Source organism: Arsenicibacter rosenii (assembly GCF_001870735.1).
GTDB classification, from domain to species: Bacteria; Bacteroidota; Bacteroidia; order Cytophagales; family Spirosomataceae; genus Arsenicibacter; species Arsenicibacter rosenii.
Window position 1 is genome coordinate 26,674 of the sequence record NZ_MORL01000019.1, and the last position, 15,406, is coordinate 42,079.

The 15,406-nt window shown below is 51.4% G+C and carries 12 protein-coding genes; 7 read left to right on the forward strand and 5 right to left on the reverse strand.

The features are described 5' to 3' along the window. The first annotated feature begins 41 nt into the window (after positions 1 to 41). Positions 42 to 464: a HEPN domain-containing protein gene (locus BLX24_RS23280; RefSeq protein ID WP_071505619.1), complete on the forward strand. Its 423-nt coding sequence runs from the start codon at positions 42 to 44 to the stop codon at positions 462 to 464. Beyond that, positions 443 to 802, forward strand: coding sequence for a hypothetical protein (locus BLX24_RS23285; protein WP_071505620.1), 360 nt, complete (start codon positions 443 to 445; stop codon positions 800 to 802). Before BLX24_RS23280 ends, BLX24_RS23285 begins: the two co-directional genes overlap by 22 nt. Before the next feature lie 84 nt (positions 803 to 886). On the opposite strand, the gene BLX24_RS23290 is transcribed toward BLX24_RS23285, so the two are convergent. The 4 genes from BLX24_RS23290 to sppA all read right to left on the reverse strand — a co-directional run bounded on the left by BLX24_RS23290 (position 887) and on the right by sppA (position 8,384). Then, entirely contained in the window at positions 887 to 3,937 is a 3,051-nt protein-coding gene (locus tag BLX24_RS23290) for an alpha/beta hydrolase family protein (RefSeq protein WP_071505621.1), read from the reverse strand. A 91-nt stretch (positions 3,938 to 4,028) separates the two neighbouring features. Next, positions 4,029 to 5,243 (reverse strand): acyltransferase family protein, encoded by a 1,215-nt coding sequence (locus BLX24_RS23295; RefSeq protein ID WP_229201879.1) that lies wholly within the window; start codon positions 5,241 to 5,243, stop codon positions 4,029 to 4,031. 189 nt (positions 5,244 to 5,432) lie between these two features. After that, the gene (locus BLX24_RS23300; protein ID WP_229201880.1) at positions 5,433 to 6,545 is read right to left on the reverse strand and encodes a helix-turn-helix domain-containing protein; all 1,113 of its coding nucleotides are present in this window, start codon (positions 6,543 to 6,545) and stop codon (positions 5,433 to 5,435) included. A gap of 72 nt (positions 6,546 to 6,617) precedes the next feature. Then, positions 6,618 to 8,384: a signal peptide peptidase SppA gene (sppA, locus tag BLX24_RS23305; RefSeq protein ID WP_071505623.1), complete on the reverse strand. Its 1,767-nt coding sequence runs from the start codon at positions 8,382 to 8,384 to the stop codon at positions 6,618 to 6,620. Between the two features lie 214 nt (positions 8,385 to 8,598). Between sppA and BLX24_RS23310 the strand changes: the two genes are divergently transcribed. Continuing rightward, a complete protein-coding gene (locus BLX24_RS23310; RefSeq protein WP_143092771.1) occupies positions 8,599 to 9,330 on the forward strand; it encodes a hypothetical protein in 732 nt (243 codons plus the stop codon). On the opposite strand, the gene BLX24_RS23315 is transcribed toward BLX24_RS23310, so the two are convergent. Next, a complete protein-coding gene (locus BLX24_RS23315; RefSeq protein WP_071505625.1) occupies positions 9,287 to 9,895 on the reverse strand; it encodes an inorganic pyrophosphatase in 609 nt (202 codons plus the stop codon). The genes BLX24_RS23310 and BLX24_RS23315 overlap by 44 nt on opposite strands. Positions 9,896 to 10,163: 268 nt before the next feature. On the opposite strand from BLX24_RS23315, the gene BLX24_RS23320 reads away from it, so the two are divergent. The 4 genes from BLX24_RS23320 (at position 10,164) to BLX24_RS23335 (ending at position 15,386) form a co-directional block, all read left to right on the forward strand. Further along, positions 10,164 to 11,609: a M20/M25/M40 family metallo-hydrolase gene (locus BLX24_RS23320; protein ID WP_143092772.1), complete on the forward strand. Its 1,446-nt coding sequence runs from the start codon at positions 10,164 to 10,166 to the stop codon at positions 11,607 to 11,609. A 217-nt stretch (positions 11,610 to 11,826) separates the two neighbouring features. Further along, positions 11,827 to 13,368 carry a YifB family Mg chelatase-like AAA ATPase gene (locus BLX24_RS23325; RefSeq protein ID WP_071505627.1) on the forward strand — a complete coding sequence of 514 codons (1,542 nt, stop codon included), beginning with the start codon at positions 11,827 to 11,829 and terminating at the stop codon, positions 13,366 to 13,368. 96 nt (positions 13,369 to 13,464) lie between these two features. Beyond that, on the forward strand, positions 13,465 to 14,511 hold the full coding sequence (locus BLX24_RS23330) for a class I SAM-dependent methyltransferase (RefSeq protein ID WP_071505628.1): 1,047 nt from the start codon (positions 13,465 to 13,467) through the stop codon (positions 14,509 to 14,511). An 89-nt stretch (positions 14,512 to 14,600) separates the two neighbouring features. After that, positions 14,601 to 15,386 (forward strand): polyprenol monophosphomannose synthase, encoded by a 786-nt coding sequence (locus tag BLX24_RS23335; protein WP_071505683.1) that lies wholly within the window; start codon positions 14,601 to 14,603, stop codon positions 15,384 to 15,386. Positions 15,387 to 15,406: the final 20 nt, after the last annotated feature.

The window sequence follows — 15,406 nt, forward strand, 5'->3', positions numbered from 1 at the left end:
TAAGAAGGCAGAACTTATATTATCTTCGTTAGTAGTTAGCGATGCCTACCGTAGCAGATTGCAGGCTTCTTGCCGCCGATCGACTTGAAGAGGCCGAAATTCTTTACAAGACCGGCAAGTTTTATGGTGCTTACTATATTGCTGGTTATTGTGCTGAAATGGCTCTGAAAGTAGCCATATGTACACGGCTTAATGTCGAAATGTTCGATAGTAATGATGTCAGAGATGATATTTCGAAGCCATTTAAAATCCATAAGTTAACCACGCTTCTTGTGTTTGCGGGCTTAAGAAAGCAACATCAGGAAGACATAAACAATGGTAATATAGATCTTCAGAAAGCCTGGAACAGGGTGTCGGCATGGAGTGAAGAACGGAGATACGAACGATTCATCAGTGAAGAAAAATGCAGACAGTTTCTTGATGCCATAAACGTTTTTTACCAATGGATACAGACACACTGGTAGAGGCTTTAAAACAAATGTTTTTAAAGCTGTACAATAATAAACACATTAAAGTTGATGCATTTTTGCTGGCGCCTGCGTATGGAGGAATGATAAATAATGCTTTTATATTAGGGGTTAGCACCCCTTCCCTGAAAGGAATGGATAGTTTCGATAAAGCGGATGTGTTTATTGATATGCTTCACACTTATGTACCAAAAGAGCAGCGTAGCAAAATCGACCGCATTCGTGTTTATGCTAGTAAAGAAGAGCTAATAAAACATGCGAAGTCCGACTTTGACGACAATTCCGGTGAACTTTTGGAAAGGCCTGTTCATGAACTGGAAGAAATGAAGTATTAAGAGATAGCAGGGTATTAAACTTACCGGTTAACGCATCAAAACGCCCCGTCAGATCCAACTGACGGGGCGTTTTGATGCAGACACTTAGTATTTCATCTCGCCGCGGTCTTTCTCGGCGGCCGACCGCCCTTCGCTCATCCAGCGGGGCATCGGCGCATCTTTCAGGTAGTAATCGAAGAACTGATACATCCGTACGCTCAGGTCTTTAGCATTATGGCGCTGCACGAGGTTATGGTCTTCTCCGTTATAGACCAGCATCCAGACCGGCTTGTTCAACCGGCGCAGGGCTGTGAAGAACTCAATGCCCTGATACCACGGTACGGCACCGTCGGCATCGTTGTGTGTCATAAACAGCGGCGTTTCCACGCGGTTAGCAAAGAATAACGGCGAGTTTTCGATGTAGTTCAGGGGCTTATCCCAGAGCGTACCGCCAATCCGGCTTTGTGTTTTTTCGTACTGGAACATCCGGCTCATGCCCGTTCCCCAGCGGATACCGCCGTAGGCACTGGTCATGTTGGCTACCGGTGCGCCCGCACCTGCCGCACGGAACAGGTTCGTGCGGGTAATGAGGTAAGCCGTCTGGTAACCACCCCAGCTTTGTCCCTGAATACCAATACGGTCGCGGTTTACAAATCCCTTGTCGATCAGGCTCAGTACACCCGGCACAATACAATCGTAGGCATTCGGTCCCGGCTGACCGGTTGTGTACACGATGTCCGGTACGAATACCAGGTACCCGTTGGATACACAATAAGCGATGTTAATCGTCGAGCGGCTCGGCGACGGAGCCTTGTAGTCGTTCAGGGTTTCGCTGTTGCGTTCGTAGAAGTACACCAGCATCGGGTATTTTTTCTTCGGATCGAAGCCTTCCGGTTTGTAGAGCAGCCCTTCCAGCTTCACGCCGTTGGTACCCATCCAGTTTACCAGTTCCACACTGCCCCAGCGGATGCTGTCCTGCTGCGGGTTAACTTTGGTCAGTTTCACCGGCGAGGCCAGCGTGGTATCGGTTTGGTAGAGGTTGATCGGCTCCTGGAAGTTGCCTTTATAGTACGTGACAACCGGCGCGTTTTTCGCCTTAGACAAGCCGAAATACCGGTGGTTGCTCTGCGTCAGGATGCTGATTTGCCGTTCGTTATTTTTCGCCGGCATGGCTTTCAGAATACCGGTATGCTTATCACTTTCCCAGATTCCGGTCAGGTAGAGCGATTCGGCCGCATTGATCGGTTCGTTCTCAAAACGTTCTTCGCTTTCCTGCAGATCGGCGCGGCGCAGACGCACCTTATTCTGGCGGCCCCAGCCCATGGTCAGGTTCAGCGGCTTTTCGCGGCCGGTGGGGTCAAGCTGCCAGATATCGTAGCGGTCGTATAACCAGAAGTACTTGTCGTTGGTTGTCCAGCCAGCGGCCCCGTAGCTGCCCGGCAGGTTCGGGGTATCGTGCTCTTCGTCGAAAAACTTGCCTGGCAGCCCTTTGGTCAGGTCGATCAGTTTACTGTCGGCAATGGAATACGCCCGCCACAGCGAATCGCGCTCATCAAACCAGTAGGCATATTTGTTGCCCGGCGAGAGCTGCACTTCCGACGCCATAAGGTCGTTCGCAATTTTCTTTTTGTCGCCGGTCTGGGTATCAATCAGGTACAGATCCGTATGGCCGGGGTCCCATGAGCTGATTACCTGATACGGCAGGTCGCTGGAACCCAGTAAATACCGCGGGTTTCTGCTGTAGTCAGGTCGTACATTTGGCACCTCGCGGCTGGCCAGCATTACTACATTGCCTGGCCGGGCGGTAGCCGTAGCGGGCAGGTTGGTGGTCAGGTCACAGACCGTCAGGAAACCACGCTCTTTTTCTTCTTTCAACCGTTTTTGCTGCATCGGCTGTAACCGGCTGTCAGTCCAGCTCCAGATGTCCATTTTAACCTTTTCGTCGTCGGGCGTCAGGGTATCCTTGATTGCCTTCTGCGGAATCGGTGCTGTCGCAAAATAGAGGCGTTTGCCGTCTTTCGAGAAGCGCGGTGTCGTAAATTCGTTGATAGACCAGCCTTTAGGCAAGGCTTTGGTCGTTGTGTCGGCAATGGTCCAGACTGCCGGCGCGACACTGGTCATTTTTGCTTTTTTGCCACCGGCAACGGCTCCCGTAAGCGGCTGTATGTTTTTGTAAAACAGCGTAAAGACCTTTACTTCAGCATTGGCTGAGTCGGCCGAAGCAATCCAGGCCAGATGGGTGCCGGTGGTGTCAACGGCCAGTCCCTTATAGATTTTGCGTTTTGAGCTGGTATCAACGGTGGCTATCTGCCGGCTACGGGTATCGAACAAATACACACCGGGTACCGGATTCTGCCCGGCTTTCAGGGAGTCAACGTGCGATTCGCGGCTAAAGAAAATAGACCGGCCATTATCGGAAGCCACTACGCTGCTGACGTACCGGATCATCTGTTTGGAACCATCAGCCATGTTGACGATCAGCAAATCATCGCCTTTCGGTTTTTTGGCGGCAGCGGCACGCGTGGTTGCCGACTGTGAGCGCGGGGCGGCTGTTTTCGGAGCCGGAGCCGTTGTGTCGGCCTCTGCCGACAGATCGTCGTCAAGATCGGTATCGTTTCGGCGTCGTGTGGGCGCAGACCGGGCCTCGGCGGTCAGCCCGGAAGCACCGGCCTCCTTGCGCTCCTGCAAAAAGGCCAGCCAGTTGCCGCCGTTTTTGCCGATGACAAACGATTTGGCGTTCGGGAAGCGCGTTACCTGACCCGTTGACAGGTTCAGAACCAGCAAACTGTCTTTCGGCATTTCGTCTGGTTTCTTCTTTTTCAGTTTGGCCTTACGCGTGTCGGCATAAGGCGCTTTCAGCTTGGCCACCAGAAACTTACTGTCGGCGGTAAACTGAGCCTGATACCCGCGCGGAAAGGTAAATTCCTGCGGTAGATTGGCTGCTGAGCTGCGGTTGCTCTGGCGAACATACAGCGTGCCGTCGCCTTCCTGAACATCGACCTGGTAACTGATCCATTGGCCGTTGTCTGCAATCTTTTCTGACCGTGCACTTTGCCAGCGATCATAGTCGGCATGCGTCAGCGGTCGTTTGTTGATTTGGGCAAAAAGGGAAAGCGGAAGACAGAATAAAATTGTGAGATGAAGTAAACGAATCATACAGAGCGTTCATAATGAACGGACAATTTACAAAATATTTATTTTACGTTACATAATCTCACATTCAGGTTACCTGTACTTTTTTAAGAGATCAGGATTTCATGCCAAATAAAAAGCGGGTAAGCCGGAAGGGACGGATCAGAAACCAGTAAAGACCAGCACAAACCAGTAGTGTCGCTAGGCTTGTAAATAAAAAGCCGCCGTATACACCAAAGTTTTGTGTCAATACCCAATATCCGATCATAACAATAACGGTCTGGTGCAGGATGTAAAAGGGATAAACCGCTTCGTTGAGGTAGGGCAACAGCCGGTGGTTCCGGTTTACATAGCGATAACTATACCCGACAGAGAGCAGCACCGATGCCCACATCAGCATCAGGTTGTTGAAAAAGTAAGTAACATCAAGCGGTAGCTCATTCTCAATACGATCGAAGCTGAAAAGGGGGGGCATGGCGTACATAATCGCGGTAAAAAAGAGGGTGGCCACCAGAAAAATACGGCCCTGATCCGCGAGTTGCTGCCAGAAAACAGGGCGGCTAACCAGTATATACCCCAGCCAGAACAGCAGCAGATTTTCGACAAAATAAGCCCAGTCGTTGAGCAGCGCATGGGTTTCGTCGGGATAAAAGGGGCGGGTCATCAGCTGGCTGATAAAGATCAGCAGACCCAGCCAGAGTGCGCCGCCTTTACGCGCGGTGAGCCGTTCGATACGATCCACAAACCGCTGGCCTCCGGCCGATCTGATAAACATGAAAAAAGGAATGCTGAGTAGTGAATACAGAAACAGGTAGCAGATAAACCAGAGGTGATGCCAGCTGAAGGCTCCGCCGGTGCCGCCGTCGTGATACGGCTGAAAGCGAAATACGTTGGGATAAAACTCCGCATAGGAGCCCGAGAAACGGCCCCGGAACAGCCATTCGAGGTAAATCTGCGGCGGCACGATTACAAACATCCCGAATATGAGCGGCACAAACAACCGCTTGAACCGTTCCGAGGCGTAGGCCCCGTAACTCCGCTTTCTGAGCGCAAAAAAGGTACCGGCTCCCGAGATAAAAAAGAGCAGCGGCATCCGCCAGCGATGGAGCCACCGCATGACCGTTTCAAAAACGATACTGGTTTCCTGGCTCTGGATGTGCCAGCCCCAGCTGACATAGATCATACCGGTATGGTAAAAGAGTAAGATCATGATGGCAAAAACACGAAGCCAGTCGAGGTCATAGCGGCGCGAAGCCAGTGGTTGAGCAGGCATCATTGTGGTTGAATTAGCAGTCTGATCGGGCATCATGGCATTTGTTGTTATACGCATTAGATACCCCAAAATTGCCGCCTCACCGGCCTGAAACCACTATTTCCCGGCGATCAAGAAGTTCATCCCGATTGGTAAGCACTCCGTGGGCATCTATCAGGAGCCTGAGGTCGTCTGCGAGGCCCGGTATTGGGCCGGTGTTTGCCCTGCCAGCCGCTTAAATGCTGTATGAAAGGCCGAGGGAGAATTCTAGCCGACCCGCTCCGCAATTTCGTCGATTTTCAGATGACCATTGGCAGGGTCCTGCAGGAGGCGTTGCGCTTCCTGCACACGGTACTGCGCCAGCATATCGAAAAAACTTTGCTGAAGCCGGTTGTTAAGTACCTGCGACAGGTGGTGGGGTGAGGTATTCAGCCGTTGCGCCAGTTTCGGCAGGGTCAGGTCGCTGTCGAGGTACGGTTGTTCGGTAGTCAGCAGTTGGGTCAGCCGGTTGAGCAGGGTGTCCTCCACTTCTTCAGACAGGGCCGATTTACCGTATTTTTTTTTCGGCTCTCCGGGTAACGCATTCTCCCCGGCCGGCACAGGCAGGGCTTCGGGCCGGAAAAAACTGGAACCGCTCATGACCATGATCGTAGTAAGGTAGATCGTGATGGTGATGTAACAGGCCAGCATATAGTCGCCGACATCATGGTGATAATTGGGTTTGACGACTACAATAAGGATGGGTAACAGGCTGATGCCAATGGTAAGGTTACGGATGCGGGCCAAGTAAGCAGGCTGGCTGCTGAAAAAACGCCCGCCCAGTTTCCGGAATGTTTGCCCGATGATGATAAATGACCAGATCACGTAGATAACCAGGCTTAATAAGGTCAGCTCGGTGACGTAAGGGCGTAAGCCAGTGAAGTCTTCCGGCAAATAATGGGGGCAGGGCTCAACAAACGGCAGTTCGGGATGGTGGGAGTTAAGGTAGGAGTTGTATTTAAACACGGTGGGCTGGTAAAGCCAGGTCACTGCATTCAGCAGCCAGATGCCCGCCGGAACGAAGTGCAGCCACCAGCGTTTAGGCAATGTCAGGTGTGTACGGGTATACACGAACAGAAAAAACAGGGGGCCGGGCAGAAAGTTGGCTGGTTCCGAAAAATCAACGAGCGTCAGCATCCGGAACATGTAATTGGTGTAGTTCAGAAAGATTTCCGTCGTCATGCTGGCAACGGCCAGCATCATCCAGCCCAGACAGCGGTTACCGGCATCGAAGCGGCGGCTACCTGTCAGAAAGAAAATTCCCAGCAGAACACCCTGCACCATTCCCAGCAGAATGATCAGCGCAAAAACATCAAAGTGGAGGGGCTGCGACGGCATCATGCCGGAAAAGTAAACAAAAATGGCCAGTTCGTAAACCGGCCATTTTGCACTACCACTATAAGAATAAGAAAATTAGTCTATTTTCAGTTCGAATGGCATCCGGGCCTGAATACCCTGCATGGTTTTCAGTTTTTTCAGGTACGACACGTAAGGGGCCAGTTCGCCGAGCTGCGCTCGGAGCTTTGTTTCTTCGTCGTCGCTGAATGAACTGAACAACTGTTCGAAGAAGTCTTTTTTCCGCGGCATATACTTAACGCGGTAATCACCGTCTCCGAGCTTCGCCGATTTGGCGGCCAGTTTAACGGCATCGTCCAGCCCGCCCAGTTGGTCGACCAGTCCGTTGGCTTTAGCCTGAATACCGGTCCAGACGCGGCCGGACGCGATCTTCCGCACGCTGTCAACCGGCAATTTACGGCCCTCGGCCACTTTTTGGGTGAAGGCCGCGTAGATCCGCTCGGTGCTCTGTTGCATGGTTTTTTTCTGGAACGGTGTCATTTCGTGGGTCACGGCCGGAAAGTCTGAATTGGCGTTGGTGTTTACGCGGTCGTAGGTAATGCCCAGCTTATCCTTAAAGAACGTTTCGGTGTTAAACAGCAGCGAGAAAACGCCGATTGACCCGGTGATGGTATTGGGTTCGGCTACGATTTTATCACAACCCATGGCCATGTAATAACCACCCGACGCAGCATAGTCAGACATAGACGCAATAACCGGCTTCACTTTTTTGGTCAGCTGGATTTCCCGCCACATTACATCTGAGGCCAGCGCACTACCGCCCGGCGAATTAATCCGGATCACAACGGCTTTCACCTTGTCGTCGAGCCGGGCTTTGCGCAGCTCACTGTTAAAGCTTTCCGAACCAATGTTTCTGTCCTCTGCCTTCCCGCTGACGATGTCGCCCGAAGCGACAATAACCGCGATCCGCTGGTTGATATCACCTTCTTTTACGTGCTTTTCGGCCTTGCTGTATTTGCTCAGCGTCACGTAGCTGATTTTCTTTTTTTCGTCGATGCCCAGTTGTTTACGGATATCGGTCTCAACCTGATCGTGGTAGGCCACGTCGGTAATCATTTTGGCTTTCAGTGCGTCGGCCGGGGTTTCAACCTTCAGGCTATCGGCCAGATTTTTCAGGGCTGCCACCGTGAGGCCACGGCTTTGCGCCACGTTTCCGACAAAATAGCTGTTAACTGAATTCAGAAAGGACGAAACCTGTAAGCGGTTCGGCGCACTCATTTTGTCGAGGATGAACGGCTCAACGGCACTCTTAAACTCACCGACCCGGAAAATTTCCGGTTTGATGCCCAGTTTATCGAGCGTACCTTTAAAGAACGTCAGTTCAGCGTTCAGGCCGTTCCATTCGATACTACCGGCCGGATTCACGTAGATTTTATCCGCTACCGAAGCCAGGTAATACCCCTTTTCGGTCATAACCTCACCGTAGGCATAGACAAATTTCTTTGATTTTTTGAAGTCAATCAGGGCATTACGGATTTCTTCAAGCGAAGCCCAGCCACCCTGTGGGTATTCGGCCTGGAGGTAAACGCCTTTAATGGCCGGATCGGCTTTGGCGTTTTTAAGGGCATCTTTCAGATCAATGACCCCGATTACATCCGCCTCCGCATTAAACGGGCCGACACCGTTGAACGGGTTATCAACACCCTGTTCTTCAATATTGCCATTGAGATTTAATTTTAAAACGGAATTACCGGCTACTTCGGTCTGCTTGTCAGCTGCCGAAGAGAATGCGGCGCTGATTCCGATCAGAAGCAGGAACCCGACAAATGAAAAAAGGAAAAGGCCGACGATGGTTGCCAGCACATATTTCAGGAACTGTCGCATGTATGATTTAAAACACTAAAAAGTTAGTCTTTAGCAATAACAAAAATAAAACGTAAAAAGACACATTATGCTTAGAAAAGTGTTGAGTGTTTGCTTTAAAGGATAAGTGGTTAGATAAGGAAACTATTAATTTTTACGTTAGGGCTGAACAGAGTGTTGCAGAACACTGTTGGAGAAAAAGTAACAAATAAGCCTTGGTCATAATCAGTACTGAATGCGTCATTGGGTTTGGATCATATGCATAAGTCTGGGCAGTTTGCAGGCTGCCTATGCACAGGTTCCGAGTGTGGAGATACAGACACCCCGCTGGAAAGGAGGGGATAGTCTGCGCGCATCCGGTAAGTTACGTCCCCGTTTTGTTATCAGCCTGGATACCCGGAATTCATTCATTGCCGACAAACCGGTTAATATCTGGGGTGGGAATCTGGGGTTTGCCTACGGAAAACGGCACCGGATTACGTTCGGGTGTTATTTCCTGCAGCCCGAATCTTACCGGCAGTTGCTGGAAAAGGCCCGGATTACGGCCATTATCGGCAAATTACCGCAGTATACTGGTAATCAGATCTACTTCGGGAGTTTCATGTACCAGTATAACATCGTGAATAACCGGCGTTTTCTGGTGGCCGTACCGAGTGAAATCGGCGGCGGCGTGTCGAATATTTTCCGGAAGAAAGTGCAGACCGGTGAGCGGACCGGCGGTTTGGGAAGAGATATTTTTCTGCCTGTTCAACTCGGTCTGTACGTTGAGTGGCGGGCAACCCGTTACATTGGCCTCAGTGGTCAGTTTGGTTACCGCTACACCCTCGTACAAACCGATATTAAGCAGAATTATGATGGTACGTACTACTCATACGGAACGACCATCTATCCGGAAGTCTTTCGCTGGGTCAGGGACAAAGTGTTTAAGCGTAAAGAATCGCGTAATCTTCCATCGACATCCGGATGACTTCCTGCGCTTCTTCGCGTCCATATACATTAGCGATCTGTGTCATTGACTTCTCGCCCGGCAGGTTTTTATAGGTCAGGAAATAGTGCTGAAGGCGCTTCAGAACCGCTTCGGGCATGTCGCTCAGTTCGCGGTACTGGCCATACATCGCATCACCTTTCAGAACAGCAATGATTTTGTCGTCGGCTTCGCCCTTGTCGATCATCCGGAAACCACCGATCGGAATCGCCTGTAACATGATGTTGCCGTGTGTAATTTCACGCTCGGTCAGTACACAGATATCGATTGGGTCACCGTCGCCTTTTTCAACGGTAAAACCGGCTTGCTCACTGGCAAATTTGGCAATATTATCACCACAATATGTTTGCGGAATGAAACCGTACAGGGCAGGAATGATGTTTGAAAACTGTTGCGGCCGGTCAATTTTGAGGTAACCGGTTGCCTTATCGATTTCGTACTTAACCGTATCAGTGGGGACGATTTCAATAAATGCTGTTACGAGGGCGGGAGCCTGGTCCCCGATAGGGATTCCATGCCACGGATGTGCTTTAAATGATTGTTTCATACTGTAAAATAAGCGAACAGTCGCCGGACAGTAAAATGAAAATGTTTAAATTAAAGGAGTAATTCGTTTTTTGGTCAATATCGCGGGATATACCTATCGTATGCACGGAGGATATACGGTATGTAACAATTTCCAGGCAAAAAATGTCTTAGCGGAAAAAATGGTTTTTTTGTACTTTTAAGAGAATTTCACGCTTTACTACTCTATGCACCTGTACTTTTACCGTAAATCGCGGTTGACCACTGTTTTGTTAATCAGTGCAGTAGGCATGCTTACTGCATTTACCTTCACCGGCCCGAACAATCGTCGGTCGTCTCTTGAGAAAGTTTTCGGCAAAATTAACGAAGAGGTTTTAAAAAACGGTAAGGCGTACACTACCCTGGCCGATGCCTCGCAGCAGATCGGCCACCGCCTGACGGGAAGCCCCAACGGATCGAAAGCCGAGACGTATGCCTATGACCTGCTCCGTTCGTATGGCTTTAAGGAGGTTCGTTATGAGCCGTTCGAAGTCGAATCCTGGATGCGGGATACGGTAACGCTGAGTGTGGTGCCCAACAAAAGCGATAATTTCCGTGACCTGAAGGTGGTATCGCTGGCCCATTCGCCGGTGTCGGCGCATGTCCGTGGCGAGATCATCGACGTGGGTAATGGCCTGGAGGGAGATTTTGGCGCCGTTAAAGACAAAATTAAAGGCAAAATTGCCCTTGTCAACATTGGGCTTGCCGGCGCTAAGGGTGCCCGTAACCTGCACCGCTCCGAAAAAACGGCGCTGGCGATTCAGCATGGTGCTGTCGGGGTGATTATGGTCAATCTGGTGCCGGGCGATGTGCTCCTGACCGGTACTGCATCCGTAACGGGGAAGCTGATTCCGATTCCGGCGGTCTGTATTTCCTACGAAAGCGGTGTTGCACTCCGGAAATGGATCGAGGAAGAAAAGGAAGACAAGCTGCATGCGGTAATCGACATGACCAACAAAAGCCGGAAAATCCGCGCCCGTAACGTGGTCGCCACCCTGCGCGGAACCGATTTCCCGAATGAGAAGATTATTATCGGAGGCCATCTTGACTCATGGGATCTGGCAACGGGCGCCATCGACAACGGGATCGGGTCGTTTTCGGTACTGGATATTGCCCGTACCTTTAAGGCACTGAACATTAAGCCGCGGCGAACCATCGAGTTTGTGATGTTTATGGGCGAAGAGCAGGGGCTGCTGGGTTCAAAAGCAATGGCTTCTGCCCTGAAAAACAGCGGTCAGATGGACAAGGTGCGGTATATGATGAACCTTGACATGACGAACAACCCCGGCGGAATCAATGCCTTTGGTCGCGAAGAAATGGTATCATTCTTTAAATCAATCGGGGAGGTTATTCAGAAAGTTGATCCGGCTTTTGCCAATACATCTGCCAATCAGGCCGGATTACATTCTGACCACCAGCCGTTTATGATCGAAGGCATTCCGGTGGTTGGCATGAGCGGCAGTCTGACCAAAGAGGTACTGGACTGTTATCATGCTAACTGCGACCGTATTAATCTGGTGAATAAGGACCACATGACCAATACGGTCCGTTATACGTCGATGGTGCTCTATGCGCTGGCTGACGCCGACGATATTCCCACCAAACGGTTGGATGATACCAAAACCCGTGATTACCTCATTGCTCAGGGGTTACGTACGCCGTTGCAGATTGCGAATGAGTGGCGGTGGAAGGAATAGTCTTCCGTCGGTTCTGAGTTATGGATGGCTCCATGTTCTGGAAGGTATTCGTAGTGTTGGCACGACTCAACGTCGTGCCAACACGGAGTTAGTAAAAGTAAAAGGCGCTCGATGGGGCGCCTTTCTGGTCATATAGGCCTCTGGTGTTTAAAGATGTGTCAGATGATGAAGCTGATGGGTCTCAGACAAGGCGGGGGCGGTACAAATAGTAACTTGTATGTTTGCAAAAACGTTTGGAGCGGCCGTTTACGGCGTCAATGCAACGATTATCACAGTAGAGGTTTCGGCAGGACAGGGCCTGCATTTCTTTATGGTCGGCTTGCCCGACAGTGCGGTGAAGGAAAGTGAACAGCGGGTTGAGGCGTCGCTGAAATATACCGGTTACCGGATGCCACGGCAAAAAGTAGTAGTGAACCTGGCACCTGCCGATATCCGGAAGGAAGGATCTGCCTATGACCTGCCCATTGCGCTTGGGGTGCTGGAAGCGTCGGAGCAGACGACTTTTCAGCGGAATCTGAGTGAATACGTCATTATGGGCGAACTCTCACTCGACGGGCAGCTGCGCCCTATAAAAGGCGTGTTACCGATTGCCATTGAGGCACGTAAACAGAAATTTAAGGGCTTTGTGCTGCCGGTTGAAAATGCCGGCGAAGCGGCCATTGTCAATAATCTGGATGTGATTCCGGTCGGGACCATTCAGGATGCGGTAGCCTTTTTTGAAGGCAAAAAAGATATTGAACCCCTCGTGGTCGATACACGCGATTTGTTTTTCAACAGCCAGAACGATTATGAGGCTGACTTCTCGCACGTGCAGGGGCAGGAAAACATCAAGCGGGCGATGGAGATTGCTGCCGCCGGAGGGCACAATGTGATTATGATCGGGCCTCCGGGCGCGGGCAAAACCATGCTGGCCAAGCGGCTACCGTCAATATTGCCGCCGTTGACGCTGGCAGAAGCCCTGGAAACAACCAAGATTCATTCGGTGGCCGGGAAGCTGGGTAAACAGGCGCAATTATTGTCAAAACGCCCGTACCGCAGTCCGCACCACACGATTTCGGATGCCGCACTGGTCGGTGGCGGGAGCTTTCCGCAACCGGGTGAGATCTCACTGGCCCATAACGGCGTCCTGTTTCTGGACGAATTGCCGGAATTTAAGCGGTCGGCCCTGGAAGTGATGCGGCAGCCGCTGGAAGAACGTAAGGTAAGCATTTCGCGGGCAAAATGGGCTGTTGAGTTTCCTGCAAATTTTATGCTGATTTCCAGCATGAATCCTTGCCCGTGTGGCTATTACAACCACCCCGAAAAAGAATGCGTGTGTGGTCCGGGCGTTGTACAGCGGTATCTGAACAAAGTCAGCGGGCCGCTGCTCGACCGGATTGACCTGCATGTGGAGGTCACTCCGGTCTCGTTTGACCAGATGACGGCCAACCGGCCGGCCGAGAGTTCCGAAACGATCCGGGAGCGGGTGATAAAGGCACGGGACATTCAGACAAAACGGTTTGAGGAAAAAGACGGCATTTATTCCAATGCCATGATGCCGTCGCAGATGGTAAAAGACGTTTGTGAAATTAATCAGGCCGGAAAGGTACTCCTGAAAACGGCGATGGAGCGCCTCGGCCTGTCGGCGCGTGCTTATGACCGCATTCTAAAGGTAGCACGCACCATCGCCGACCTCGCCGGTACCGAAGAAATCCGGATTGAGCACCTGGCCGAAGCGATTCAGTACCGGAGCCTGGATCGGGAGAACTGGGCGGGGTAAATGTAAAACGGAACACCATTCTGTCCTACAGAAAGATCAAGGAAACATTTTTTGCCGGAATGTGCTTACGACCATAGACGTTTCGCAAACAACCTTATGCAGCTAAGCATCACCCCTGACAACCCGCTCGAATGGCTGGCCCTGAAAATTAATATGGTGCCGTGGCCGTTGTTGCACGCCCAGATTATGCCCGTCATCAGCAAAGCCGTGCTGGAGGCGGCCGACAAGGGCGTGTTCGAAGCGGTTGATCACGGACATCAGACGGTTGAGGCCATTGCGTCAGTCTGTGGCCTGCAGCCGAAACCGACGCGCGAACTGATGGGCCTGCTCACCGCCCTGGGCTATTTTACCTTCCGGCAGGAAACCTTTACCATCACGGATTCGGCCCGGCGATGGGTGCTGAGGGAAAGCCCTGAATCAGTTGTTGGTATGATGCTGTACAACAATCGTGTGGTGTGGCCCTGGCTTGAGCAGTTGGGTAATTACCTGCAAACCGGTGAAGGAATCGATTACCACAGCAAACTTAATACAGAGGAGTGGGGCTACTACCAGCATGCCATGAGTTCGGCCACGGGAACGGAAGCCAAAGAGTTTGGCCGGCGCGCACCGGTACCCAAAAACGCTACCCGCATGCTGGACATTGGCGGAGCACACGGACAACATGCCGTGGCCTTATGTAAACGGTTGCCCGCCCTCACCGCTACCATTCTTGATCTTCCCGAAGCGATTGCGCAGGCGGCTCCCTATCTGGCAAAATCGGATATGGGCGACCGTGTGCAGCACCAGGCGGGTAATGCATTAACCGATGATTTCGGACTGGAACAGTATGATATTGTGCTGATGTCGAGCCTTGCCCACCATTTTACGCCGGAACAGAATCAGGCCGTGGCACAGCGTGTTTCGGCGGCCCTGAAGCCTGGCGGTGTCTACATCATCAATGAGTTTATACGGCCGGGTACGGGTGCCAAACCGGAGCTTGTCGGCAGCAGCACCGATCTGTTTTACGGGCTCACGAGTGCTGCCGGGAATTATAGTCTGGCCGAAATAAAGACCTGGCATCGAGCCGCGGGACTAAAGCACCATCGGGAGGTCTGGTACCGGACACTTCCCGGACGCGCCATGATTGTAGGCAGGAAACCGTAGATTTAGATTTTTTAACAACAGATTTGTACGAACTTTGCAAAATTGTTGTTCTAAAATTAGCGGCACCGTTAACGCGCGCGAACCTGATTGTGAAGAATTGCCTGGTAGTTATTCCGACCTATAACGAGATAGAAAATATTGAAGCCATTATCCGGAAAGTATTCAGCCTTTCGGAGCCATTTGACGTGCTGATTGTCGACGATGGGTCGCCCGATGGTACGGCTCAGGTAGTGCGCCGGCTTCAGGTTGAGTTTTCCGGCCGGCTGCATTTGCTGGAACGGAAAGGCAAACTGGGGCTGGGAACCGCTTATCTGGACGGATTCCGGTGGGCAATGCCGTATGGCTACGAATACTTTTTTGAGATGGACGCCGATTTTTCGCACAATCCGGAAGATCTGGTGCGTTTATACTATACCTGCCGCGATCAGGAAGCCGATGTGGCGGTGGGCTCCCGGTACATCAAAGGCGTTAATGTGGTAAACTGGCCGATGGGACGGGTACTGATGTCTTATTTTGCCGGGGTATACGTGCGGTTTATTACCGGCTTATCGGTGATGGATCCGACTGCCGGGTTTATCTGTTACCGGCGGCGGGTGCTGGAGGTTTTATTGCAGGACCGGATTCACTTCGTGGGGTATGCCTTCCAGATCGAGATGAAATTTACCTGCTGGAAATATGGTTTTCAGATTGTTGAGGTACCGATTATCTTCACCGACCGGACTAAAGGCGTCTCTAAAATGTCGACCCGTATTTTTAAGGAAGCGGTCTTCGGCGTGGTACAAATGAAAATCAGCAGTTTCTTCCGGCATTATATCCGGCCTAAATCGCAGGAACCCTATCCGAAAGCGGTTGAAGCCTCTGCTGAAGCGGAATAAAAGTGCCTTCCGACAAACTC